The organism is Bacillus sp. FSL P2-0099 (assembly GCF_038007445.1).
GTDB classification, from domain to species: domain Bacteria; phylum Bacillota; class Bacilli; order Bacillales; family Bacillaceae_G; genus Bacillus_A; species Bacillus_A mycoides.
In genome coordinates, this window is the sequence record NZ_JBBOXE010000001.1 from 4,219,847 (window position 1) to 4,246,088 (window position 26,242).

Here is a 26,242-nt window from a genome sequence, read left to right on the forward strand (position 1 = left end):
CCAACTTATTTTCGATTTCGTAACCATAAGACAAATATATTTATAAAGAGCAACAATCCTAGCAAAACAATCATCCCAGCTGCTGCTACATACTGAAATTCTTCTTGTGGTCTACTCATCCAATTAAAAATTTGAATTGGTAAAACCGTAAATCTATCAAACATACTGAACGGAACATAATTTGCAAAGGCAAGGGCCCCAATAACTAATAATGGTGCTGCCTCACCAATTGCTCTCGATACCGCTAACGTACATCCCGTTACAATCCCTGGCAAAGCGACTGGCAATACAATTCGATACATCGTTTGCCATTTCGTAGCACCTAATCCGTAAGAAGCCTCTAGTAATGAGCTCGGCACAGTTCTAATCGCTTCTTGACTAGCTACAACAACAGTTGGTAAGACGAGTAAACTCATCGTCAGTGCCGCTGCCATTATGCTCTCTCCCAAATGGAGAGCGTATACGAAAATAGTTAACCCGAGTAAACCAAACACAACGGAAGGTACCCCTGCTAATGTTTGATTATTTAATTCAATTAACTTTTTAAAAACGGACTCCTTCGCATAATGCTCTAAATAAAGAGCTGTTCCGACTCCAAATATAAAAGAGACTGGTATAACAATGCTCATAAATAGTATTGTCCCTGACAAAGCAGCGACAATCCCAGCTTCTCTCGGATTACGTGAGGCGAAGTTTGTAAAGAAATCTATTGAAAGATAATTTATACCTTTTTCAAAAATTTGAAAAAGCAATATAAAAAGTATTACTACTGAAAACAAAATTGCTATATAAAACAAACACTTGTAAATCCGATCCTTTAAAAAACGAGATGCCATATTTTCTTGTATGTTCTTATGGTTTAACATTCGCATATTATGTCACCCTCCTAAAACCGCGCATAATATATTGCGAAATGATATTCATAATAAAAGTAAACATAAATAACGTTGCACCTACAGCATACATGCTGTAATAAGTAATCGTTCCGTGCGGAGCATCACCTAAACTCACTTGTACAATATAGGCTGTTAATGTTTGAATAGAATGAGTCGGATCTATCGATACATTAGGTGTTGATCCAGCTGCAATAACAACAATCATCGTTTCACCAATTGCCCTGGAAGCTGCTAATATAATCGCTGCCATTATGCCCGTAAAAGCCGATGGAAACACCACTTGTTTTACCATCTCAAAACGAGTTGCTCCTAGCGCTAATGAGGCTTCTTTAATTCCTTTCGCTACAGCTCTCATCGCATCTTCAGAGAGAGACGCAATCGTCGGTATCATCATAAACCCTATAACAATACCTGGACTAATAGCATTAAAAAACTGCAAATCTGGTATAACCCGTTGTAAAAGTGGTGTGACAACTGTTAACGCGAAAAAACCATATACAATTGTCGGGATGCCTGCTAGTAGCTCTAACAACGGTTTTAATATTTTCCGAGCGCCATTCGAAGCGTATTCGCTTAAAAACACGGCACAACCTAAACCAATAGGAATTGCTACGAACATGGCAATTGCTGTTACAAGGATTGTTCCACATATAAGTGGTAATATACCGAATTTTGGATCTTCAAAAAAAGGTAACCATTCCTTCTCTGTCAAAAAAGAATACAATGATATCTTTTGAAAAAACATGATTGTTTCATTTGCCAACGTAATAATAATTCCAAGTGTCGTTACAATGGACACGCTAGCAATGGCTTTTAGTATTAACGGAACAATTCGATTGATTCGCTGCGTTTTTTTTCTTCTATTTGTATTTCTCTCAATCAAATGTTGTACAGAAAATGTAATTTGACTTTTGTCATTATGAGCCAAAGATGAAAACCCCTTTCCACCCTGACATTACCTTTTTATTTCTGTTAACATTCGCAGCTGTTCATTATATTTTTCTTTTGGCAATTTTACATATCCGACCTCTTCAGCAAGGCTTCCAACATGCTTAATCATAAACTCCACATAATTTGCTACATTAATTTTATTTCTGATAGATGCATGATTCACATACGTAAATAGTGGCCTAGATAATGGCTTATACGTACCCGACTGAATGGTCTCTTTCGTTGGAAATACACCATCCACCTGTATTGCTTTTACCTTATCTCGATTGGCCATATAATAAGCATATCCTACAAAAGCAATGGCATTTTTATCATTCATAACCCCTTGCATAATAACTTGATCGTCTTCAGACAAAGAAACCGTTTTTACAAGGCGATTATTTTGTAAGACAACATTTTGGAAATAATCATAAGTACCAGAGTCTACGCCTGGCGCATAAAATTTAACTTGTTCACGAGGCCATGATGAATGAATTTGTGACCATCGTTTCAATCTTCCATTTTCACTCCATAATAGACGTAACTCGTCTATCGTCATATTGTTTACCCACGTATTTTGACGATTCACAACAATCGTTAGACCGTCATAAGCAACCTCAAATGGTGTAAATTGAATGAATTTTTTCTGCATTGCATTTTCTTCTACCGGTTTCATCAATCTCGAAGCATTGTTTATATCTACTTCTCCTTTACTGAAACGATTAAATCCTCCCCCTGTCCCAGAAATACTAATAGAAATTTTCACGTTTGGATGGGCCTTTGTATATTCCTCTGCTACTGCCTCTATAATGGGGAAAACCGTTGAGGATCCATCAACTCTCACTTCTCCCATTTCATTTGTAGCGAATGCAGTAGACATATTAAAACAAAGGAAACATGTCGATAATGTCAAAACTTGAATCGATGCGCTCATCCATTTCACGTGTTCTTCCTCCTAGAAGTAACCGGAAATAACAGGATTACAGATATAAGAATACTGCTAAACTATTAATTCGGTTTTAATTATTTGTAAAAGTTTTGTAAAGTCCCACAAAAACAACTGTATACACAAATTTTATTTTCACTTTTGTACTTTAGATGCAGGAAATTTTCTAATCATCCATAAAGCGAAACTTTAATCAGTGGGGGTTTTGTTCATCCCCCCACTGATTATTAGCCCTCACCAATCGGGCGTTTACGGGCAGCAGGGCTCCCACCTAACTTCTTTGCTCCAGCTGAATTTTGAGGTGGGAGTTTTACCGCCCTCAAACGCGGGATAAAACTGCTATCGCCTATCACACACAACAAACTTAGAGCGTATGCACTAATCTTGTTGTGTTCATCGTTTTTGAAACTACATGTTCTTTCAATATTTTATGCTTGTCCACATTTACTAAACCATATGCGTAAGGCATAAAAAAAAGCACACTATCTTTTCAGATAGTGTGCTTTTTTTACAACTTTTTTATTCATCATCTTGATTTTTATTTTTTTTCGCTTTTTCATCTTGCGGAGCTTCACCAGTTAATGCTTGTTTTTTCAAATCAAAGTAAGCGTCCATTATTTCACGACTGATATATCCATTAATCCCTGTTTTATCATCATGTACCCATGGCACAACAACAGAAAATGCTACTTCTGGATCTTCGAGCGGGGCATAACCTACTAATGTTAAGTTATATGTTTCAACACGCTCACCCTTTGCATTTCTACCAATCTCTTTATCTCCGCCATATACAGTTTGAGCTGTACCTGTTTTCCCAGCGGCTTTATACGGTGCACCTGCAAAGTATTTTGTAGCTGTACCACCTGTATCGTTAAACACTTGTCTAAATCCTTCTTGAACACGTTTAATTTGCGATTCAGGCATATCAATGCGATTTAATACTTTCGGTTCCATGGATTGAACAACTTTTCCAACTTCCTCTGGCTTCGCCGATGGCTGACGTATTTCCTTTACAACTTGCGGTTGCATACGATATCCACCATTCGCAATCGTCGAAATATATTGTGCTAATTGAAGCGGTGTATACGTATCATACTGCCCGATTGATAAATCTAATAAGAAACCTGGTTGATTTCCTTTACCTATTTGACCAGCAGTTTCATTTGGCAAATCAATTCCTGTTTTCACACCAAGTCCAAACTGACCAAAATAGTAACGCATAGTATCGAACGCACTTTTCGGAATATCTAACGTACCGCCTCGTACATATGGAACCCCAGCGATATTCATCGCTGTTTTAAACATATAAACGTTTGAAGACTGTTTTAATGCTGTAAGGTCATTAATATACCCCATCTGTTTCCAAGATGACTTCGTAGGTGTCCCTTTTAATTTAATTGGTTCATCTAACTGTACAGATCCAGGCTGAATCGCACCAGTTTGATACCCCGTAAGTACTGTCGCACCTTTTACAGTTGAACCCATCGGATAAGAACTTGTCATCGTTCCTAATGCAAAATCTTCTACTTTCGTTTCGCCGTCTTTATCCACTAATTGTTTCCCCGCCATAGATAAAACTTCACCATTTTTCGGGTTCATCATTACAACGAATGCACGGTCTAAAAGAGGCTCGCTCCCTTTAAATCTCATTAAGTTTTTTGTAAGAATTTCTTCTACGCGCTTTTGTAATTTCATATCAATCGTTAAATTCAGATCGTTACCTCGTTGTCCTTGTGACACATTAATAGTTTCTAAAATATTACCGTCTTTATCTGTAACATTTCTAACTTCAGCTTTTGTGCCGTGTAAACTATCTTCGTACTGTTGCTCAAGGTAACTTTTTCCTACGCAATCGTTACGATTATAATCACGAACAAGATAGTGATCTAATCTTTCTCTCGGTAACCCTTCATCAGAAGAAGTTACACCACCAAGTACACTTCGGAACATATCGTCATACTTATATTTTCGCTCCCAGTCAACATTTGTATCTACACCTGGTAATTTCGCTAAATTTTCACTAATAATCGCGTATTCTTCCGGTGTTGCATTTTTTTTAACGATTTGCGGCGTCATTGCATATCCGCTTTCCATCTTACTTTTGATCGCCAATATTTCTAAATCTTTTGCTGACAGTTGATTAATCTCTTCTTCTGTTACACGATTTCGTTGACGTTCATCTAGTTCTTTATCGTCAATTTTATTCGCTTTAAACTCTTCACGATCTTTTTTTGTGATTTTTGCTTCTGCTTCTTCTTTATGTAAAGCAAGCCAATAATCTTTCTTATCGCGATCTGTTAACTTATCTGTTGGGACTTCAATTAAATCTGCTAACTTTTTCGCCGTCTCTAAGCGATCTGCTGCAGTTGACCCCTTCATTTTTGTAAATGTAATTGTACGAATAGGCTCATTATCTACGACCGCTTCTCCATTACGATCAAATATTTTCCCGCGTGGTACAGGATTACTTATCGTTGAGTTTTCTTTTTTCTCAACTTCATTTTTATATTCCTCACCACGAACAATTTGTACGTATCCAAGCCTTACAATAACCGCGGAGAACATTAAAAACACGCAAAAAAACAACACGTTTAACCGAAAAGGAACGTGGGTCTTTTTCTTTTGTTGTTTCTGCTTCTTGCTCATACAAACCCCCTCTACCAACAGCTATGTAATGTGAAAGGGACACCTTCATACAGGTGCCCTCACTGCTGTCTTACATCTTTTTCTATTCTAGCATAAAACACGCGATAAGTTAACCTTCTGGTTCAGTTTGATTCTGTGTGCTTCCTTGCGCTACAACACTGGTTTTGTTCACATTCCCCTCATCATATTTGACATTTTTAACTGCAAAATAAATAAGAAAATGTCCAGCTCCTAAAATACATAGTAAGAAAGGTAAACTTTTTTCAGGCGGAAAAAATATGACAGCACATAAAAAACTTAAAATGGAACAAATTCTTCCGGCATTTAACCATAATTCCCTGACCACTATATATTCTACACGCCATTCTCTCGCCTGTTTTGCTCTACCAATTACATCGTATGTCATTGAGCCGTACGGAACGAGTAAAATCGGATATGCAACCGCAATACATGCTGCATAAATAAGTAATTTCGTATATGTAACATTAAAAATAACTAAAAATACGACCGCATATAAAATAATGCCACCAAGTAAAATTGCTTTTTTTCGCCATTCTTTCTTTAACATACGAGCAACTAAATAATAGCATACAAATGATACTGCAGAATTCACTAAACTATATTTCCCTAGTGCTAACTCGCTACCAGATGCTAAATAGACATATACCGAAATGACGAAAATAAACGTTCCCTCTCTCAAACCTTGGAAGAAATGAGCGCGCGTAATTCTTCCCCAGTTTTCATCAACTTGCCGCTCTTTCAATACTTGCACAATTTCATAGCGTCCTTCACATTCCCTCTTCGATAAAAAAAAGCTTAGAACGACTGCAACCGCAAATAGCATTAACGAGAGGAAGAAAACGACAGTATAACCACTCCATTTTTCCATACGTGAAATTGTATATCCCGCTGCTATCGGTCCAATCATTCCAGAGAACGATGTAAGAAGTCCTAGAAAACCGTTAAAAAAATCTCTTGTTTCTGGTTCTGTAATCTCAAATGTCAACAAGTTAAAAGCGAGCCAATAAAAACCATAACCAACTCCTAAAAGGGCTCCCATTAATAAAATATAGTGAGATGCACTTTTTCCCGCTACTAAAACGACGATAAAAAAAACAGCTAACGTGCCTACACCGATTCTCAATAAAATCGAGCGATCAATACGTTTCGCTAATTTCCCGCCCACAAGAAATGTTAGAGGCTGCAATACAACGCTGGCCAAATTATACAAGCCCAGATTCACATAATTTTGTGTTTGCTTCCATAAATAAATGTTTACAAACGTATTCGATAAAGAAATTGCGAGCGTGTATAAACCTCCTATAACGAGCAATAATACTAAATCCCGATTCACTTCAACATCACCGATTACATGTTTCCACTTCATACACAACTCTCCTTTACTTCATGTTCTAGTCTTCCAAAGACAAGCTCAATTATGTAAAAGGAGAACATAGAAAAAAGCTAGGAGAAAACTGAAGTGAACCCGAATAGTGGTACATGAAAAAAACACCTCCTGAATTCGCATACTAAGTATGCAAATTCAATGGAGGTGTTTTTCGTTTGAAGACAAGAGTTCATTACCCAGAAGAAATAAAGTGGAAAGTGATTGAGATGAAAAAGGATGGTTATTCAAATCGTACCATTATGGAGACACTCGGCATTAAAAATGTTTCCCAAATTAAGACATGGATGAAATGGTATCGTACAGATCAAACATATCGTTTTCAACAACCTGTAGGAAAACAATATTCTTATGGAAAAGGGTCAAAAGAGCTAAGTGAATTGGAACAGCTACGATTAGAAAATAAACATTTAAAAACAAAATTACTTGTATGGGGAAAGTATCTGGAAATCGAAAGGAGCTGAAACCACATACCGTTATTACCCTATGGAATGAATTAAAAACAAAAATAACCGTACAAGAACTGTGTAAAGTATTAGAGTTACCACGTTCCTCATTTTATCGTTGGTTACAGATAGCCGAACGCCCTAAAGACGAGATAGAAGAGAAAGTAAAGAAAATCTGCCTTAGGCATAAATTGCGGTATGGATATCGAAGAGTGACCGCCACTCTTCGAAAAATGGGACTGTGTGTGAATCATAAAAAAGTATTACGGATTATGAGACAATATCATATACTCTCAAAAGTGCGTCGAAAGAAAAAGAAATATATGAATGGTGCGGAACCAGTGGTAGCTCCTCATCGATTGGAGCGTCAATTTGAAGCATCAGCCCCAAATGAAAAGTGGTTCACAGATGTGACTTACTTATTATTTGGAGAGCGTACCTTGTATTTATCGACGATTATGGATGCCTTTAATCGTGAAATTATTAGTTATGTCATCAGTGAGTCACAAACACTAACATTAGCGATGAAGACATTAAAACAAGCAATGCGAGGAAGAAAAATAAAAGATGTGATCCTTCACTCAGATCAAGGGAGTATTTATACAGCGAAGGAATTTCAAGCATGTGCCAAAGAAAACGGCATTATCACCAGCATGTCCCGGAGAGGAAATTGCCATGATAATGCCGTCATGGAAAGCTTCTTTGGTCATTTAAAAAGTGAAGCTTTCTACTCACAAAAGATAACAAAAGTATCCAACACAACTGTGCGAAAGATTGTGCTAGAATACATTCATTACTACAATTGTGTGCGAATTCAAGAAAAATTAAACCACCTATCCCCTAAAGAATTTAGGGAACAGATGGTTTAGGTGTTTTGATAGGTGTCCCGTTTTCGGGGTTCACTTCAAACCCCCTAGCTTTTTTCTAGCTGTATTAACTTTAATTATTTTGCTTCTTGGTAAAGTTTTTCAGCAACGTTCCAATCTACAACGTTCCAGAATGCACCGATGTAGTCAGGACGACGGTTTTGGTAATTTAAGTAGTAAGCATGCTCCCAAACATCTAAACCGATAACTGGAGTTTTACCTTCAGTTAGAGGAGAATCTTGGTTTGGAGTGCTTGTTACTTCTAACTCACCATTGTTTACTACTAACCAAGCCCAACCAGAACCGAAGCGAGTTGCGCCAGCTTTTGCGAATTCTGCTTTGAATGCATCGAAGCTACCGAATTTCGCTTCAATCGCAGTTGCAAGTTCGCCTACTGGTTGTCCCCCGCCGTTTGGAGATAGGATTGTCCAGAAGAATGTATGGTTAGCATGTCCGCCACCATTGTTACGTACTGCTGTACGGATTGCTTCAGGTACTTCGTTTAAGTTTGCAACTAATTCTTCAACGCTTTTGTCAGCTAATTCTGCATGACCTTCTAAAGCAGCGTTTAAGTTTGTAATATACGTGTTGTGATGTTTTGTATGATGGATGTTCATTGTTTCTTTATCAAAGTGAGGTTCTAAAGCATCATACGCATAAGGTAAATTTGGTAATTCGTGTTTTGCCATTGTTATATTCCTCCCGGTTTATGTATTGCCACTTAAGTGACATACAACTTCATTCTACCCTAATTGCCATAGGGTGCAAACAAATAAATCGCTTTGTCTTGCTATCATTAAAGTAGCAAAATTCCCACTTCTTTTCAATTAAAATGCTCATATATTCCGAAAAAAAGCTTCCTTCTACAAGGAAGCTTCCTGCTGACATAATAAACATATGAAATGGATATGGACCCTGTAGGACTCGAACCTACGACCGGACGGTTATGAGCCGTCTGCTCTAACCAACTGAGCTAAGGGTCCACGATTATGTATGTACCATTAAAAACAACTAAATTCCAATCAGGTATATCGTTTGAAAAATGTAAGATAAATTTACCATATACGAAAGAAAAGTGTCAATTGTATTTTTCTCTACTAAAAGAAGTAAATTAATAAGAAGGAATTTAGTCCTCTCTACTATATGTAAATATAATATATCTTGAGCTTCTCTAGATTCGTACGTTACAATGATTTTATACATACATAAAGGAAGTGAATCTATGTCCATTTTTACACAGCTAGCAAAAAGCGTATATTCGCCTAAAGATATGGCGCTTTTCCGTTTTCAAAAAATCGGTAAAACCATTTTGTATATTATGCTTCTTTGCCTAATCACTACTATTCCAAGAACTTTCTTGTACGGTAGCGTTATTCAAGATGGTGTTAACATGGTAAATAAAGTAATCGAAAAAGATTTACCTGATTTTAAAATTGAAAATGGCGAGCTAACAGCTGATATTGATCAACCTATCGAAAAAGAAGATGGAAATGCCCTTTTCGTATTTGATCCAAATTCAACAGACTTAGAAAAATATCAAAATAAAACAGGTTTATTTGTTTTAAAAGATAAAGTAGTCTCCATGGGGAATGGTCAAACACAAACATACTCCTATAATGACTTATTAGGCGCATCTCTTGAGAAAAAAGATTTACAAGATTTCATTTCGTTATTTGACAGTATTTATCCAATCTTATTATTCGTTATTGGGTTCTTACTGTACTTGTTCCAATTATTTATTACCTTTGTAGGAGTTACATTGCTTGCCTTCATCGGTTCTGCGATGAGCGGTCAACGCAAATTATCTTATAAACAAGTTTGGACATTAACTGCTTACAGCTACACAATTCCAACAATCTTCTTTATGATTATGGATTTATTCAAAATAAACGTACCTGGCGCAACATTCATTTACATTGCAGTTGTTTTAATCGTTCTATACTTAACAATTAAAGAAGTTCCAAAGCCGAAAGAAAAACAAGAACTATAAAAAAATGCCTAAATAGGCATTTTTTTTTTGGACAAGCATATATTCCTAGCAAAGGAGTGAAGGATATGAAGAGATTAGGTGTACTCTTATTCGTGCTTGTCCTCGGTTATATATTTTATTACGACATAAAAATCGGTACTTTACCGATGTTAAGTTCATACAAAAAAACATCTGCTGCCCAAACGATAAAAAAAGAAAATACAGATACAAAACAAAATAAAGAGAAAGAAACAGAAAAAGAAAAAGAAACGGATATAGCTTATAAAGCAATCGAAGTAAAAACTGGTGATACAGTTCTTTCTATTACAGAAGCGATTAATAAGAAAAAAATTCCTTCTATTGAAAAAGTAATTGATGATTTTAAGCAATTAAATAAAAATACATCTGCTACAAAAATCCAAGTTGGAAAGTCTTATAAATTCCCCTTATATCAATAAGCAATCACTTAATCCTTGTCAATTACATAAAGGCGCTGATACAATAGTAAAAGTGAAACCGAGTACTTTGGTTTCTATAGCCCTTTCTCACACATACTATCATTGATGTAAGGGACTAAAATAAGAAACTTCTTTTATAAGGAGAGCGATCAATTCGTGAATGAAATGACTCAACGCACAAAAACACGTCCAGTTAAAGTCGGTAATTTAACAATTGGCGGTAACAATGAATTAATTATACAAAGTATGACGACAACAAAAACGCATGATGTTGAGGCTACAGTTGCTGAAATTAAACGTTTAGAAGAAGCTGGCTGTCAAGTTGTTCGTGTTGCTGTTCCAGACGAACGCGCAGCAAATGCTATTGCTGATATTAAAAAACAAATCAACATTCCACTTGTTGCTGATATTCATTTTGATTACCGCCTTGCTTTAAAAGCAATCGAAGGCGGCATTGATAAAGTACGTATCAATCCAGGTAACATTGGACGTCGCCATAAAGTAGAAGCTGTTGTAAATGCAGCGAAAGAGCGTGGCATTCCAATCCGTATCGGTGTAAATGCCGGCTCATTAGAACGTCATATTTTAGAAAAGTATGGATATCCAACTGCCGATGGTATGGTCGAGAGCGCACTACACCATATTAAAATTTTAGAGGACTTAGATTTCCACGATATTATCGTATCAATGAAAGCCTCTGATGTTAACTTAGCAATTGAAGCATACGAAAAAGCTGCTCGCGCTTTTGATTATCCATTACATTTAGGTATTACAGAATCAGGAACATTGTTTGCTGGGACTGTAAAAAGCGCCGCCGGTCTTGGAGCAATTTTAAGTAAAGGCATCGGAAATACACTTCGTATCTCTTTAAGCGCTGATCCAGTTGAAGAAGTAAAAGTTGCACGTGAACTATTAAAATCATTCGGTCTTGCATCTAATGCCGCAACACTTATTTCTTGTCCAACTTGTGGTCGTATTGAAATCGACCTAATTAGCATTGCTAATGAAGTCGAAGAATACATCTCCACACTTAAAGTTCCAATTAAGGTTGCAGTACTCGGCTGTGCCGTAAACGGCCCTGGTGAAGCTCGTGAAGCTGACATCGGCATTGCCGGTGCACGCGGAGAAGGTTTATTATTCCGTAAAGGGCAAGTCGTTCGTAAAGTACCAGAAGAAACAATGGTAGAAGAACTGAAAAAAGAAATTGATGTAATCGCTGCTGAAATGGCTGCCGAACGAGAAAAAGAAAAAGAAAAACAAGAACAATAAAAAAAGGTTGCCACAATTTTTGTGAGCAACCTTTTTTTACATTCAAATTAAAAACTCGTCAGTTATATAACTGACGAGCCCTCTCATTTTGCACATTTTGGGCAACGACCATATATTTCAAACTTATGCCCCGTTACCTCATAACCTTTAAAATCTTTATTCATAAAATCCATCGGGCAGGAATTAATCTCTTTCGTACCACCACAATCTAAACAAATGAAATGATGATGATGTTCCATAATGGAGCATGTAAAACGGAAATGCTTTTCACCATTTAATTCCGTTTGCTCTAAAACACCGACTTCAGCAAAAACCGTTAAATTACGATAAATCGTATCAAAACTAAGTCCTGGATAATCACCCTTCATATGCTCTAAAACATCTTTCGCAGTTAAATAACGATTATGAGCTGCGAATAATCTCAGCATCTCTTCCCTTTTCCCTGTATGTTTGTATCCCTTTTCCTTCATTAGGCGTAAAGCTTCTGTTAGATTCATACCTATCCCTACTTTATGCAGTTTTTTTCTTTTTCCATAAAATTGCACCAATTAAAATAAGAACCGCTATCATAACAATTGTACCACCTGGAGCTAAATCAAGTTGATACGAAGCAAACATTCCACCAATTACTGCAATTTCACCAAATAAAATGGAAAAGAAAATTGTTTGTTTAAATCCTTTTGCAATACGAATACTTGCTGCAACTGGTAACGTCATTAAAGATGATACGAGAAGAACACCTACAACACGCATTGATACCGCAATTACAAGAGCAACTAATATAATGAAGATAAAGTGAATCCACTTTGCACTTAAACCGGTTGATACAGCGTATTCCTCATCAAATGATAGTAAAAACAACTCTTTGTATAATAAAACAATCGTCGCAATAACAACAATTGCTACTATACCAATAATAATTAAATCCGCACTTGTTACAGCACTTACACTACCAAATAAATAACTAAATAAATCCGTATTGAATCCATTAGCAAGTGAGATGAAGATAACTCCAATCCCCATCCCTGCTGAAAGTATAATCGGGATTGCTAACTCTTGATAATGTTTATATACAGTACGTAATTTTTCAATTAGCAATGCTCCACCGATTGAAAAAAACATCCCCATATATAAAGGGTTTAAAAACCCACCGGTAAAGATTGTCTTTTCAAGTAATAAACTTGCTGCAATTCCTGATAACGTCACATGACTTAATGCATCCGCAATAAGCGACATGCGGCGAATTACAACGAACACGCCGATAAGTGGTGCGACAAGTCCTATTAAAATACCAGCGTATAAGGAATTACGTAAAAAATCATATTGTAAAAAATCCTGTATCATTATATCCTCCCGTGATGCCCATGTTCATGTTCTAAGCGATGAACATGATGTCCATATAAAATCGACATTTCTGCATCTTCTAACTCTCGGAATTTCTCTACATTCCCATGGAAATGTAAATGCTGATTCAAACATGCAACATGCGTCACCTTCTCTGTTACAGCACCCATATCGTGCGTAACAAGAATTAACGTAATTCCCAATCTTTTGTTTAAATCCTCTAATATCTCATAAAAACTTGCCACATTTTTCACATCAATCCCAACAGTAGGCTCGTCCAAAATAAGCAATTCCGGATCACTTACAAGTGCACGAGCAATAAATACACGCTGTTGTTGTCCACCAGAAAGTTCTCCAATGTTGCGACCTCGAAACTCGCTCATACCTACATCAGCAATCGCTTTTTCTACTTTCACATTATCGTCTTTCGTAAAAAAGCGAAAAAGCCCTTTTTTCGAAACGAGCCCCATTGAAACAACCTCGAAAACAGTTGCCGGGAAACCTGAGTTAAAGCTACTTGCCTTTTGGGATACATAACCAACTTTATTCCACTCTTTAAATTTCTTACTATCAATGCCAAACAATCTAATACTTCCTTGCTTTGGTTTTAAAACACCCAATAAGCATTTAAGTAAAGTCGATTTCCCTGAACCATTCGGTCCAACTAAACCTAAAAAAGCTCCCTTCGGAACTTGCAAATTAATATCTTCTAACACGTTGCGATCTTCATACCGAAACGTTAATCCTTCTATTTCCAATATATTATTCATAGCATCTCACCTATTTTAATTCAGAATGATTCCGATTTATCTCTATTTGAATTATAGTACAGCTTATTATAGTTGTAAACCAATCTGCCTAAAATATATTCTTTATTTCAAGAAACCTTATTATTATAACAAAAAGCAGAGAAGAATTCTCTGCTTTCAAAAGATATTACAATTAACTTTTTAGTGAATTGCTGATTTAAACTTACCACCATTTGTCTCTTGTGTATTCATAATCGTAACAAATGCGTTTTCATCAATTTCATGCACAATTGATTTTAACTTCGTCACTTCCAGACGTGTTACAACTGCATAAATAACTTCTTTTTCTTTATCTGTATAGCCACCTTTAGCAACAAGTTTTGTTGTTCCACGACCAAGGCGGTGTAAAATCGCATTTGATACTTCCTCATATTGATCCGATACTATTAAAACTGCTTTCGTTTCGTCTAATCCTTGAATTACCGTATCAATTGTTTTGAATGCGATATAGTACGTCATAACAGAATACATCGCTTGTTCAACACCAAAAACAAATGCTGCCCATGCAAAAATGAATAAGTTCACAAACATTACGAATTCACCAACAGAAAACGGTAATTTCTTCGTTAATAGAATTCCCATAATTTCGGTCCCGTCTAACGATCCACCATGACGAATAACAAGTCCTACACCAATCCCTAAAATAAGACCGCCGAAAACTGTTGCTAAAATCGGCTCTGTTGTAAATGGCGGGATAGCATGCAACGTTGATTCAATAAATGCTAAAGCTACAATTCCAAATGCTGAAGATAACATGAATGTTTTTCCAATTTGCTTATACCCGGAGTACATAAAAGGAATGTTGAGGATAACAACTAAAGTAGAAAAGCTTAACCACCAAATATTAGGAGTAAGATAATCTAATATAAGAGAAATACCAATAATTCCACCATCAATAATTTTATTTGGCATTAAAAACAGTTCAATCGCTACCGCCGCACACGCTGCCCCAAAGACAATCATAACTAAACGATATACAAGATGAATAACACTTTCTTTTCGATGTTGCTTTTTTTCCATAAGTCCTCCTTATACTCTTTATCTATAGTTTTGTTCTTATATTATAACATAAGCTTCTTTTCCCCATTGAAAAAATGCACCTTGATACGAATATGTACAAGCTATGCGTACATATATTTCGATAGAAGAACGTGTGAAGGAGGACAACACGATGAACCTCATTAAACAAATTGTGAACAAAAAATTAAATCATATTTCTACAAAAGAACTATTGAAATATAGTAAAGAATACGAAGTTCCAATCACAACTGCACAAGCTGATAAAATCGTTTTACTTATGAAAGGGAAAAACATTAACATTTACGATAATACCGAGCGACTAGATTTGTTAAAACAAATCGCTAAAGTAACTACTCCTGCCACTGCCCAACAAGTAAATATTTTATTTCAGCAGCTATTAAAATAAGGAGGGGAAAATCCCCTCCTTATTGCGCTTTAATTTTTTCAAGAATCCCTTCATCAAAAGTACCATCTTTCAGCATTTCGATTTCTAATTTATATGGTGGCTTCTTATCTTTTTTATCTTCACCTACATACGGCGTTTCAAGAATTTTTGGTACGTGCGTAAGTTGTGGGTGATGCACAATGTGATGCAATGCCTTATAGCCAATATGACCAAAACCAATATTTTCATGACGGTCTTTTCCAGCTCCGCGTACATTTTTGCTATCGTTAATATGAAGTACTTGTAAACGATTTATCCCAACAATTTTATCAAATTCGTTTAACACACCGTCAAAATCATTTACAAGGTCATAACCTGCATCATGCGTATGACACGTATCAAAACATACAGATAGTTTTTCATTATATTTCACACCATCAATAATTTTCGCAATTTCTTCAAAGCTACGACCGCATTCCGTTCCCTTTCCTGCCATCGTTTCTAACGCAATGTTAACCGTCTGCTCTGGCGTTAATACTTCATTAAGCCCTTTAATAATTTGTTGAATACCAGCATCCGCTCCTGCACCAACGTGCGCACCTGGGTGAAGAACGATTTGTTTCGCTACACCTAATGCCGATGTTCTTTCAATTTCCATGCGAAGGAAGTCTACACCTAATTGGAATGTTTCTGGCTTCGTCGTATTCCCAAGATTAATAATGTATGGCGCATGTACGATAATTTCTTCAATACCGTTTAGTTCCATATGTTTTCTTCCTGCTTCTATGTTCAATTCTTCAATTGGTTTTCTTCGTGTATTTTGCGGTGCACCTGTATAAATCATAAACGTCGTTGCACCGTATGAAACAGCCTCTTCACTTGCTGCTAATAACATTTTCTTACCACTCATAGAAACATGAGATCCAATCTTTAACATACAATCACCTCTTCAATATACAATAGATATAATGATAGCATAATTTGTAGAAATATGTAGCGAATTGTTTGTTCACACAAAAGGCACTACATAAATTAAACGGACTATTCAAACAATCTGAACTCTATACTAAAATTAACCCAATAAAGCGAAACTTTAGTCAACGTTTTTTCTACCCCTCACTAATTATTAGTCTACATTAAACGACTTTCTCTCAAGCAGTGAGATAAAAAAAAATAAGGGAAATCCCTTATCTTTTTTTATTGCTATATTTTTTCTTCACTTTGTCACGTTCTGTTGCAAGTTTTCGTTTATAGTTTGGTTTTACTTTTTTCGGCTTCTTAACAACTTTTGTCGCCATAACATCTAGTCCATCACTTGGTTTTTTACGGCTCTTACGACGACGACGGTCACCTAAATCCGCCCATTCATCTCCGCGTAAATCTACATGTTTAAACTCGATATGACGTTGTTTTTCCAAACTATCTAACGCTTCTTCATTTGCTGGATCATAAATCGTCACTGCAATACCTGAATGACCCGCACGTGCAGTTCTTCCAACACGGTGAACGAAGAAATCTAAATCTGGTGGAAGTTCATAGTTAATAACATGGCTAATTCCTTCAATATCAATACCGCGTGCCGCCAAATCTGTTGCGACAATGTATTGGAACTCTAAATCACGAACTTGTTTCATCATTTTTCTACGATCACGTGGTGATAAATCACCGTGTATACGCCCTACTTTTAATCCACGTTCTGCTAATCCATCGGCTACTTCGTCAGCCTTCTTCTTTGTGTTTGTAAAGACAATTGCTAAATATGGTTTAAATTGAAGTAGCATATTTTTCACTAATTCAGTTTTATTACGGTGTCTTGAAGGCACAAGGTAATGATCAATATTTCCTGCTGCAACTTGCTTCGGATTAATATGAATATGTTCTGGATTCTCCATATATTTCTTCAAAAATGGTTTTAATTTTTGAGGAATTGTTGCAGAGAAAACTAACATTTGCAGATTTTTAGGCATACGTGCCGCAATTTTATCTACATCTTGAATGAATCCCATATCAAGCATTAAGTCCGCTTCATCGACAATAATAGTATCCGCTTTATAAACAAATAGCGCCTTTTCTTCTACTAAATCTTTAATACGTCCTGGCGTTCCAACTACAATATGAGGTTGTTTTTTCAACTTTTCAATTGATCGTTGTTTATCAGTTCCACCAATTAAACAGCGTGCTGTAATCATTTGATCTTCTGCACAGAACTTTGTTAGTTTCACAATTTCTTCGTAAATTTGTTGTGCTAACTCACGAGTAGGCGCTGTAATAACAAGTTGTACCTCTTCACGACTTGCATCAATTCTGTTTAATGTAGGAAGTAAGTATGCATGTGTTTTCCCAGAACCAGTTTGGGATTGTCCAATTATACTCACACCTTTTTTCACGACCGGGAAAATTTTCTTTTGAATTCCTGTTGGCTCTGTAAAGCGTAGTTCACGAACTGCATCTATTAAAAATGGTTTAAAATCATACTGTGTAAAAGTTTGTAGTGTCATAAGTTACACCTTCTTTCTAAAATTTCTACTGCGCACAAATCAGTCAAGTCTACATTATATCGAAATCTACAAGTAAAATCCATCTTTAGTTTAGGTTTTTATCTCAAAAACTAACCTTCTTTCCTTCCATTGCATATTGTATGTGTATATACCTAACTGAAGAAAGGAGGATTTCCCACATGTTTCCGAAATCCCCTATAAGACAAATGTATCCGAATCGAGGACAACAATCTTACACACCATATCCGATTCCACAACTACCACCGATGGCTCAAAAAAAGAAAGGTTTCCTTGCTAAACTCTTTAAAAAACACGATCCAACCGAACCTTTCATGCAAATGGTCCCTCCTTATCGACAAATGGAAGGGCCACCGATGATGCACCAACAACCGCCGCCCCAATATCAACAGCAACAGTCATACCAACAGCCATACCAACAACAATATACACAACAATATCAGCCATACATGCAGCAATATCCAGAGCAGATGATACCACCTCAAATGTATGAATCAAATGATACACGTGGTGCTGCGTCAGCTACAACTGCAGCGGCATCTAGCAGCGGCATCGGTAGTTTTTTTTCAAATTTAATTTCGAACCCAACTAATATGATAAATAATATCGAAAAAGTATCTCAAGTCGTGCAATCTGTCGGTCCTGTTGTCGAACAGTACGGTCCCATTATGCGTAGTCTACCAAGCATTGTTAAAATCCTCACCTCTGGAAAAAGTACGGAAGAAAATCAAACTGAAGATGCAACAGAACAGGTTGAGGTAGCAACTCCACCTCCTCCACCTCCAAAAAGGAAACGAAAAAAAATAGTGCTTGAACCGGTAATAGAAAAAGAGGTTCCGAAAGAACCCGTTCAACAATCCGCAACAAAACCAAAACTATATGTGTAACAATCCTTTGTTTTCTATCCACTCCTCCTTTATAATGTAATGGACTATGCACAAAAGTATCCCTTGTTTAGAAGGAGAGGATTACTCACATGAAGATTGTTAAAATTTCCCCTCGTGGTTATTGCTATGGTGTTGTTGACGCAATGGTTATTGCACGTAACGCCGCATTAGATAAATCATTACCGAGACCCATTTATATTTTAGGTATGATTGTTCACAATAAGCATGTCACAGATGCTTTCGAAGAGGATGGCATCATTACATTAGACGGTCCAAGTCGATTAGAAATTTTAGACAAAATCGATTCTGGTACTGTTATTTTCACTGCACACGGTGTTTCTCCAGAAGTTAAACAACGTGCAAAAGAAAAAGGTTTAACGACAATTGATGCAACTTGTCCAGATGTTACAAAAACACATGACCTTATCGAAGCAAAGAAAGCTGAAGGATACCATGTCATTTATATCGGCAAAAAAAATCATCCAGAACCAGAAGGCGCAGTTGGTATCGCACCTGATATCGTTCATCTTATCGAAAAAGCTGATGATTTAAAAACACTAGAAATTCCAACGGATAAAATTTTAGTTACGAATCAAACAACAATGAGTCAATGGGATGTTCAACATTTAATGGAGGACATTCAGAAAAAATTTCCAACAGCAGAATTCCACAAGGAAATTTGTTTAGCAACTCAAGTTCGCCAAGAAGCTGTCGCTAAACAAGCTGATGTTGCAGATTTAACAATTGTTGTCGGTGATCCGAAAAGTAACAACTCAAACCGTTTAGCACAAGTATCACAAGAAATCGCTGGTACGACAGCATACCGCGTTGCAGACGTAAGTGAAATCCAATTAGAATGGCTACAAGGTGTAGAAAACGTAGCTGTTACAGCAGGTGCTTCTACTCCAACGCCAATTACAAAAGAAGTTATTGCTTTCTTAGATCAATATGACCCAATGAATCCAGCTACATGGGACAGAATTCGAAAAGTACCACTTCAAAAGATACTACCTCGTGTAAAAGTGAAAAAAGAACAATAATAAAAACCGTTGCCTACATGAGCAACGGTTTTTATTTTTCTTATACAAATGTGAATGGATCTGTATGTAACTGCGAAGCGTGAATGTGTACATTGAATTTTTTCACATCTACTTTTTCTTGCAATTGTTTTTGTACACCTTGCTTCATTACTTTTTCAACGTTATGTCCTGGATCGACTATATTTAAACCAATCATCATCGCATCGTGAGCAACATGATAATACATATCACCTGTTACATATACATCTGCTCCTTTAAATTTCGCTTGGTTTATATATTTATTACCGTCACCACCAAGTACAGCTACTTTACGCACCTTATCATCTAACTTTCCAACAACTCTTGCACCCTTTACATGTAATGATTGTTTCACATGTAAAGCAAACTGCTCAAGCGTCATTTCTTCTTGTAAATACCCTATTTTACCAAGACCTAATGTTTCACCTTTATTATCAAGCGGATATACATCATATGCCACTTCTTCATATGGATGGGCTGCCAACATCGCTTTAATAACTTTTCTTTGTAATGAAGCTGGAATAATCGTTTCGACACGTATCTCTTCCACACGTTCTAACTGCCCAGTTTCTCCGATATAAGGATTTGTACCTTCTTGAGGGATAAACGTACCTACCCCTTCGCTACCGAACGTACAGTGGCTATAATTACCGATATGACCTGCATCCGCATCTCCAAGAGCTTTGCGCACTTCTTCTGCATGGGTTACTGGAACAAATACAACAATTTTTTTCATTTCTTCTGCATATGTAGGAGCTAATACTTCTGTATTTTGTAACCCTAACGCATCAGCAAGTAAATCATTTACCCCGCCCTTAGCAATATCTACATTTGTATGTGCGGCATAAACCGCAATATCATTTTTAATACACATTTCAATAATTCTTCCGTACGCCTTATCTGTATGAATCGCTTTTAATGGATTAAAGATTAAAGGATGGTGCGCTATAATGATATTCGCTCCTAATTGGATCGCCTCGTCCACAACTTCCTCAGTTACATCTAACGCGATTAATACGTGCTGGACAGGTTTATTAAGCGCTCCAATCTGTAAGCCAATCTTATCCCCTTCCATCGCTAAATGCTTCGGATACATACCTTCAAACAAAGAAATAATTTCATGACCATTCGGAATTTTACTCATGATAAAACCTCTCCTATCATTTTCATTTTCGCTTCTACTTCTGCACGCTTCGCTTTTGTCTCTTCAGACTCTGCTGCACGTTCTAACTGTTTTAAAATATTTTGGAAGTTTTTCAATTCCCCTTCCCACTTTTCAATAAAAGCTTCACTTTTTTCTTTTATTAAAAATGGACCCATAAACAATTCAGCTTGTTTATTTTCAGAGTAAGGTACTGCTGTATCTCCTCGCTCTCCGACTAAAATCTCGTAAATCTTTCCGTCTTCTATTACAATTTTCTCACGGATAAGCTCCCATCCATTTTCAATAAACCATTCACGGATATGGTGTGCTGCAATATTCGGCTGTAAGATTAAACGTGTTACACCTTCTAATTTTTCTTTACCACTTTCTAAAATGTCACGAATTAACGCTCCACCCATACCAGCAATCGTAATAACATCTACTTCTCCTGGCACTATAACAGCTAATCCATTCCCTTTACGAACGTCTACTTTATCTTGTAAGCCACTTTCAGCTACAGTTGCTTGTGCAGAGCGAAACGGTCCATCTACAACCTCTCCTGCAACTGCTTTTGTAGCAATATTATTTATAATTGTATAACACGGTAAATACGCATGATCCGATCCAATATCAGCTACTGTAGAGCCTACCGGAATCTCCCTCACAACTTCTTCTAATCGTTTCGAAAGCTTTACTTCATTCATGTATTTCCATTACTCCTTCTCTTCTCAGTCTGTCTCCATGATAATGAATTTATAGTAGTTGTTGCAAGTCCATAACAATACTTCAATTCTCTATTACTAATCGTATTTTAGATAGTATAGAAAAACAAGCCTTTTGCAAAAAGCAAAAGACTTGTTTTTCTATACTTTATTTTTTCTTCGATAACCAATCAGCTACTTTCGTTGCTTGATCAGCTGGAATTAAATTAGCTGGCATATTTCCTTTTCCTTTTGACAGAACTTCTTTAATTTCATCTTTTGAAAGTTTCCCACCAATTTTTTGTAAATTAGGGCCTACCGCTCCTTGTAACTGATCACCATGACAGCTCGTACAGCTTTGCTTTACAATATCCTCTGGCTTTGATGCTGTTTGTGCTGGTTTCCCACCATTTTTTGCATCAGCTAACTCTTTAGATTTATTTAGCCCCTGAAATGAAAATACAAACATAACGATAATACCTAATGCTGCAATAAGAGCGAACGGAATCAACGGATTACGTTTCATATCTCTTCTCCCCCCTCTATACCACTAAATAGTTAGATGATTCAGTCATTTATATTGTACTTGAAAACGCCCTATCAGAAAAGAGTAAACTACTACTTGTTAAAAATATTCCGTAAATTCATTTTATTGATTTTCACTATTATATCGCATATTATTTCGATAATTACTAACGTTTCTCATCATATTTTTTACTTTTCTACATATTATTTTGTATATAATAAACAAAATAAATCGAAAAATCGAAAAATGAGCATTTGCAAATCAAAAGACAATTCTGTAAAATAAATTACAAGAAATTGTAATCGTTGCCGATAGATAAATTTTAACAAAAATTAACAAAATAAAAAAGTTTACTTCACAAAAGTGAAGTAAACTTAAAGGTAGCCTATTCTAAGAAATCCTTAAGACGCTTACTACGGCTTGGATGTCTTAATTTGCGAAGTGCTTTCGCTTCAATTTGACGAATACGTTCTCTCGTTACGCCGAATACTTTCCCAACTTCTTCAAGCGTACGAGTTCGTCCATCATCTAAACCAAAACGAAGACGCAGAACATTTTCTTCACGATCTGTTAGTGTATCTAACACATCTTCTAATTGTTCTTTTAGCAATTCATACGCTGCATGGTCCGCAGGCGATGTTGCTTCTTGGTCTTCGATAAAGTCACCTAAATGGGAGTCGTCTTCTTCACCAATTGGTGTTTCAAGAGAAACTGGCTCCTGTGCAATCTTTAAGATTTCGCGTACTTTTTCTGGAGCAAGATCCATTTCTTCACCAATCTCTTCAGGAGATGGTTCGCGTCCTAAATCTTGTAATAATTGACGTTGTACACGGATTAACTTATTAATTGTTTCAACCATATGAACTGGAATACGAATTGTTCGCGCTTGGTCTGCAATCGCACGTGTAATAGCTTGGCGAATCCACCAAGTTGCATACGTACTAAATTTAAAACCTTTACGGTAGTCGAACTTTTCAACTGCCTTAATTAGACCCATATTTCCTTCTTGGATTAAGTCTAAGAAAAGCATACCACGGCCCACGTAGCGCTTTGCAATACTTACTACAAGACGTAAGTTTGCTTCCGCAAGACGGCGTTTTGCTTCTTCATCGCCTTCTTCAATACGTGTCGCAAGTCGAATTTCTTCTTCAGCAGATAGTAAGTCTACACGACCAATTTCTTTTAAGTACATACGAACAGGGTCATTGATTTTCACACCTGGCGGCACACTTAAATCATTAAGGTCAAATTCTTCTTCCGTTTTTGTAATTTGACGATTATTAGGACCTTCGTCGTTGTCATTGTCACCAACTAAGTCAATCCCTTGTTCACCTAAATATTCATAGTATTCATCCATTTGATCGGATTCAATTTCAAATCCATTCATGCGTTCTGCAATCTCTTCATATGTAAGAACGCCACGTTTTTTTCCGAGCTCAGTGAGTTGTTCTTTCACTTGCTCAAGGGTCATTTCAGTTTCAATTTGTTTAGAACGAGCTGGTTTATCAGCCATCTGTTCCCCTCCTTACGCGAGATACAAACATTCATTATACTAAAACTTTATCGAAAAAGCTATTTTCTTGCTTTTTGACTTTGTAAATATGCCACATAATATTTAGCAGCCTCTACAGGATCTGTTTTTTCCATTTGTTTTACTTTAAAGATAATTTCCATCTTTTCAAGTTTTTCTTTATGGCGTCTTAGCGCCTCCAAATGACCTTGTAACGCTTCTTCTGTGTACTCTGGATTAATAAATTCATCCGTCGAAATATCAGTAATAATATTTTTCAACTTTTCATCAGAGAGCCAACTTAAAAATGTTCCGACTGAAGGTTCATTTCCCTTTTCATAATATGCGTATAGTTCATATAAAATCCCTTTATGTTCTTCTGTATAAAAATCTTCTATATGTGGTTCCATACGCACTGTCACTTCTGCACTTTGCAACATATGGTAAATAATTTCTCTTTCTGCCCTTTCAAAACCTGTTAATTTCGGTTTCGTTTGAACAATTTGAGATGGCTTAGAAACCTGCTTTATTTGTTTTTGCTGTACCTTTTGTTCTTTGCGATATTGGTGCAATTGATTCAAAAGTGTTTCCATTGAATACGAAAATTCTTGCGATAATGATTTTAAATATGATTCCGCCTGCATCGCATCCTGTAGCAATGATAACTCTTTTAAAACACTTTTTACATATTCTTCTTTGCCAGACTCATCTTGCAAATTTTTCCCTAAACGCAAATAATTTATTTTGAAACCAACAAAACTTATACTTGATTTCACAAGATTTTCAAAAGCGGTTGTCCCATATTGTTGCACATATTCATCAGGGTCAAGCTTATCTGGCAAGGATGTAACTTTCACTTGGCAACCAACTTGCAATAGTAATTGCCCTGCTTTCATCGTCGCTTCTCGCCCTGCTTTATCACCATCATAGCAAAGAACAACAGTTTCAACGTTACGTCGCAGAAGTTTCGCTTGTTCTTCAGTTAAAGCTGTTCCCATTGTCGCAACAGCTTCTTCCACACCACTTTTCACCGCGGCTAGTACATCGGCATAACCTTCAAAAAGGACAACCTGCCCACGTTTTCTAATAAACGGCCTTGCTTGGTGGAAATTATACAACAGCTTACTTTTGTAAAAAATCGGTGTTTCAGGACTATTCAAATATTTCGGAGTGTCATCTCCTAATGCCCTTCCACTAAACGCTATCACCTTACCTTGTAAAGTATAAATCGGAAACATAACTCTTCCGCGGAAGCGGTCATAATGACTGCCATCCTTCTCACTTCTTACAAGAAGGCCAGCCTGTTCCATACTAGATAGCGACAAACCTCTTTTTTGTAAAATTTTCGTTGCTGCATCCCAAGCTTGTGATGCATAACCAATTTCAAATTTCTCAATCATCTCTTTTGTAATACCACGTTTTAATAAATATGAAAGTGCTTCATTTCCTTCTTCTGTATTTACTAATAAATGATGATAATACTTTTTCAAAAGTTCATGAGCCTGTTGCATGATGACAGTGTCATCAGATATGTCTTCTTGTTGTTGTTGTCCTTGCCCTGATGTATATTCTGCAACTGCAATTCCATTTCTTTCGCCAAGCTTTTGAACAGCCTCTGTGAAAGCAAGTCCTTCCATTTTCATAAGAAAAGAAAATACATTTCCACCTTCTCCACATCCGAAACAATGAAAAATTTGCTTATCAGATGAAACAGAGAATGAAGGAGAATTCTCACCATGAAATGGACAAAGGCCGAAATAGTTACGCCCCTGCTTTCTAAGTTGAACATACTCACCAATCACTTCTACAATATCGGATGATGTCCGAATCTGTTCAACAACTTCTTCAGGAATTCTGTTCCCCATAACTCCATCTCCGTGTCGTATTTTGTATTCGATATAAATTAAAAGATTCCTTTATAATTCGACAATATTTTTCTAAATTTGTTAGAAAGTACTGTCGATCACATTGTGTAAACGATTTTGGACCTTTCGTATAAGTCCCCAGTCTGCGTAAATTCGCAGATACATACTACTATATAAAATTGTATACATTTGCTCATCTGTTACAAATGTATCTCCTGGAGACAATACATATACTCCTTTTTCACAAGAAGACTAGCAAGAAGCACTATAGCCTGTATGATCATGAGATCTGTAGCTTTTGCATGTTAATAAATATAACAATCAACTTCATCTTGCTCAGAATCTACATAGACCCAATTACCTTGCTGTTTTCTTGAACGATGAGCATAGGATACGACAAACAAAATTTCGACATAAAATTTTGTTCCAACTTGCACAATTGCATTCTTCACGGGATTACGCATCTGCATCAAATAATATCTTATCTGATGTTTTGCATATTTCTGTATTCTACATCCCTTCTGTGAATCCTTCCATAATGTGCGTTTTCTTGTCTAGATTTTGTCGATTTAACGTAAATACATGTCTTTTTCGAAAATCCTATCCCTAGTTTATTCTGAAAAATTAAAGTCTAAACGTAAAATAT

General features: G+C 36.5%; 26 protein-coding genes and 1 tRNA gene. 7 read left to right on the plus strand and 20 right to left on the minus strand.

The window, feature by feature from the left end:
- Positions 1-5 precede the first annotated feature (5 nt).
- The 5 genes from pstA to MKY90_RS21850 form a co-directional block, all read right to left on the minus strand.
- Positions 6-872, minus strand: coding sequence for a phosphate ABC transporter permease PstA (gene pstA / locus MKY90_RS21830; protein WP_098167351.1), 867 nt, complete (start codon positions 870-872; stop codon positions 6-8).
- A 1-nt stretch (position 873) separates the two neighbouring features.
- Positions 874-1,824, minus strand: coding sequence for a phosphate ABC transporter permease subunit PstC (gene pstC / locus MKY90_RS21835; protein WP_098167350.1), 951 nt, complete (start codon positions 1,822-1,824; stop codon positions 874-876).
- Positions 1,825-1,851: 27 nt separating this feature from the next.
- Complete coding sequence (locus MKY90_RS21840; RefSeq protein ID WP_098167349.1) at positions 1,852-2,769, minus strand: PstS family phosphate ABC transporter substrate-binding protein; 918 nt, start codon at positions 2,767-2,769, stop codon at positions 1,852-1,854.
- Between the two features lie 522 nt (positions 2,770-3,291).
- Positions 3,292-5,418 carry a peptidoglycan D,D-transpeptidase FtsI family protein gene (locus tag MKY90_RS21845; RefSeq protein ID WP_341092551.1) on the minus strand — a complete coding sequence of 709 codons (2,127 nt, stop codon included), beginning with the start codon at positions 5,416-5,418 and terminating at the stop codon, positions 3,292-3,294.
- A gap of 109 nt (positions 5,419-5,527) precedes the next feature.
- Positions 5,528-6,805 carry an MFS transporter gene (locus tag MKY90_RS21850; RefSeq protein WP_002015154.1) on the minus strand — a complete coding sequence of 426 codons (1,278 nt, stop codon included), beginning with the start codon at positions 6,803-6,805 and terminating at the stop codon, positions 5,528-5,530.
- Between the two features lie 176 nt (positions 6,806-6,981).
- Between MKY90_RS21850 and MKY90_RS21855 the strand changes: the two genes are divergently transcribed.
- Positions 6,982-8,138 (plus strand): IS3 family transposase gene (locus MKY90_RS21855; RefSeq protein WP_215598873.1). Its coding sequence is split into 2 segments (ribosomal slippage): positions 6,982-7,234 and positions 7,234-8,138, totalling 1,158 coding nucleotides; the frame shifts between segments, so codons are not numbered across the junction.
- 74 nt (positions 8,139-8,212) lie between these two features.
- On the opposite strand, the gene sodA is transcribed toward MKY90_RS21855, so the two are convergent.
- Together sodA and MKY90_RS21865 are read right to left on the minus strand one after the other, a co-directional pair.
- Positions 8,213-8,824 carry a superoxide dismutase [Mn] gene (sodA, locus tag MKY90_RS21860; protein WP_001052029.1) on the minus strand — a complete coding sequence of 204 codons (612 nt, stop codon included), beginning with the start codon at positions 8,822-8,824 and terminating at the stop codon, positions 8,213-8,215.
- Positions 8,825-9,044: 220 nt separating this feature from the next.
- Positions 9,045-9,118: transfer RNA gene (locus MKY90_RS21865), tRNA-Ile, on the minus strand.
- Between the two features lie 239 nt (positions 9,119-9,357).
- Between MKY90_RS21865 and yqgB the strand changes: the two genes are divergently transcribed.
- The 3 genes from yqgB (at position 9,358) to ispG (ending at position 11,831) form a co-directional block, all read left to right on the plus strand.
- Positions 9,358-10,125, plus strand: a complete 768-nt coding sequence (yqgB, locus tag MKY90_RS21870; protein WP_002034056.1) for a protein YqgB — start codon at positions 9,358-9,360, stop codon at positions 10,123-10,125.
- A 65-nt stretch (positions 10,126-10,190) separates the two neighbouring features.
- Complete coding sequence (locus tag MKY90_RS21875; protein WP_098167999.1) at positions 10,191-10,562, plus strand: hypothetical protein; 372 nt, start codon at positions 10,191-10,193, stop codon at positions 10,560-10,562.
- A gap of 165 nt (positions 10,563-10,727) precedes the next feature.
- On the plus strand, positions 10,728-11,831 hold the full coding sequence (gene ispG, locus MKY90_RS21880; RefSeq protein ID WP_161793976.1) for a flavodoxin-dependent (E)-4-hydroxy-3-methylbut-2-enyl-diphosphate synthase: 1,104 nt from the start codon (positions 10,728-10,730) through the stop codon (positions 11,829-11,831).
- Between the two features lie 83 nt (positions 11,832-11,914).
- On the opposite strand, the gene MKY90_RS21885 is transcribed toward ispG, so the two are convergent.
- From MKY90_RS21885 to MKY90_RS21900, 4 genes are all read right to left on the minus strand, one after another.
- Positions 11,915-12,328, minus strand: a complete 414-nt coding sequence (locus tag MKY90_RS21885) for a Fur family transcriptional regulator (RefSeq protein ID WP_002015164.1) — start codon at positions 12,326-12,328, stop codon at positions 11,915-11,917.
- Between the two features lie 13 nt (positions 12,329-12,341).
- The gene (locus tag MKY90_RS21890; RefSeq protein WP_002015165.1) at positions 12,342-13,175 is read right to left on the minus strand and encodes a metal ABC transporter permease; all 834 of its coding nucleotides are present in this window, start codon (positions 13,173-13,175) and stop codon (positions 12,342-12,344) included.
- On the minus strand, positions 13,175-13,945 hold the full coding sequence (locus tag MKY90_RS21895) for a metal ABC transporter ATP-binding protein (RefSeq protein WP_098167998.1): 771 nt from the start codon (positions 13,943-13,945) through the stop codon (positions 13,175-13,177). The genes MKY90_RS21890 and MKY90_RS21895 overlap by 1 nt, the downstream gene beginning before the upstream one ends.
- A 180-nt stretch (positions 13,946-14,125) precedes the next feature.
- Positions 14,126-15,004, minus strand: coding sequence for a YitT family protein (locus MKY90_RS21900; RefSeq protein WP_002015168.1), 879 nt, complete (start codon positions 15,002-15,004; stop codon positions 14,126-14,128).
- Positions 15,005-15,155: 151 nt separating this feature from the next.
- On the opposite strand from MKY90_RS21900, the gene MKY90_RS21905 reads away from it, so the two are divergent.
- The gene (locus tag MKY90_RS21905) at positions 15,156-15,410 is read left to right on the plus strand and encodes a DUF2624 domain-containing protein (protein ID WP_002088657.1); all 255 of its coding nucleotides are present in this window, start codon (positions 15,156-15,158) and stop codon (positions 15,408-15,410) included.
- A gap of 19 nt (positions 15,411-15,429) precedes the next feature.
- Here MKY90_RS21905 and MKY90_RS21910 read toward each other — a convergent pair whose 3' ends face one another.
- Both MKY90_RS21910 and MKY90_RS21915 read right to left on the minus strand, forming a co-directional pair.
- The gene (locus tag MKY90_RS21910; RefSeq protein WP_098167997.1) at positions 15,430-16,326 is read right to left on the minus strand and encodes a deoxyribonuclease IV; all 897 of its coding nucleotides are present in this window, start codon (positions 16,324-16,326) and stop codon (positions 15,430-15,432) included.
- Between the two features lie 250 nt (positions 16,327-16,576).
- Entirely contained in the window at positions 16,577-17,887 is a 1,311-nt protein-coding gene (locus tag MKY90_RS21915; protein ID WP_002015172.1) for a DEAD/DEAH box helicase, read from the minus strand.
- 179 nt (positions 17,888-18,066) lie between these two features.
- On the opposite strand from MKY90_RS21915, the gene vrrA reads away from it, so the two are divergent.
- Entirely contained in the window at positions 18,067-18,792 is a 726-nt protein-coding gene (vrrA, locus tag MKY90_RS21920; RefSeq protein ID WP_088040159.1) for a VrrA/YqfQ family protein, read from the plus strand.
- 89 nt (positions 18,793-18,881) lie between these two features.
- A complete protein-coding gene (locus MKY90_RS21925; protein WP_002015175.1) occupies positions 18,882-19,832 on the plus strand; it encodes a 4-hydroxy-3-methylbut-2-enyl diphosphate reductase in 951 nt (316 codons plus the stop codon).
- 40 nt (positions 19,833-19,872) lie between these two features.
- Here MKY90_RS21925 and MKY90_RS21930 read toward each other — a convergent pair whose 3' ends face one another.
- From MKY90_RS21930 to MKY90_RS21960, 7 genes are all read right to left on the minus strand, one after another.
- A complete protein-coding gene (locus tag MKY90_RS21930) occupies positions 19,873-20,994 on the minus strand; it encodes a Nif3-like dinuclear metal center hexameric protein (RefSeq protein ID WP_002190694.1) in 1,122 nt (373 codons plus the stop codon).
- On the minus strand, positions 20,991-21,698 hold the full coding sequence (locus MKY90_RS21935) for a tRNA (adenine(22)-N(1))-methyltransferase (RefSeq protein WP_002190695.1): 708 nt from the start codon (positions 21,696-21,698) through the stop codon (positions 20,991-20,993). The genes MKY90_RS21930 and MKY90_RS21935 overlap by 4 nt, the downstream gene beginning before the upstream one ends.
- Positions 21,699-21,864: 166 nt before the next feature.
- A complete protein-coding gene (gene cccA, locus MKY90_RS21940) occupies positions 21,865-22,221 on the minus strand; it encodes a cytochrome c550 (RefSeq protein ID WP_002015178.1) in 357 nt (118 codons plus the stop codon).
- A 385-nt stretch (positions 22,222-22,606) separates the two neighbouring features.
- Positions 22,607-23,734 carry an RNA polymerase sigma factor RpoD gene (gene rpoD, locus MKY90_RS21945; RefSeq protein WP_000764062.1) on the minus strand — a complete coding sequence of 376 codons (1,128 nt, stop codon included), beginning with the start codon at positions 23,732-23,734 and terminating at the stop codon, positions 22,607-22,609.
- Between the two features lie 59 nt (positions 23,735-23,793).
- Positions 23,794-25,596, minus strand: a complete 1,803-nt coding sequence (gene dnaG, locus MKY90_RS21950) for a DNA primase (RefSeq protein WP_002015179.1) — start codon at positions 25,594-25,596, stop codon at positions 23,794-23,796.
- An 81-nt stretch (positions 25,597-25,677) separates the two neighbouring features.
- Positions 25,678-25,821, minus strand: coding sequence for a hypothetical protein (locus MKY90_RS21955; RefSeq protein WP_162836445.1), 144 nt, complete (start codon positions 25,819-25,821; stop codon positions 25,678-25,680).
- Positions 25,822-25,901: 80 nt separating this feature from the next.
- Positions 25,902-26,066, minus strand: coding sequence for a hypothetical protein (locus MKY90_RS21960; RefSeq protein WP_341092555.1), 165 nt, complete (start codon positions 26,064-26,066; stop codon positions 25,902-25,904).
- Positions 26,067-26,242 lie beyond the last annotated feature (176 nt).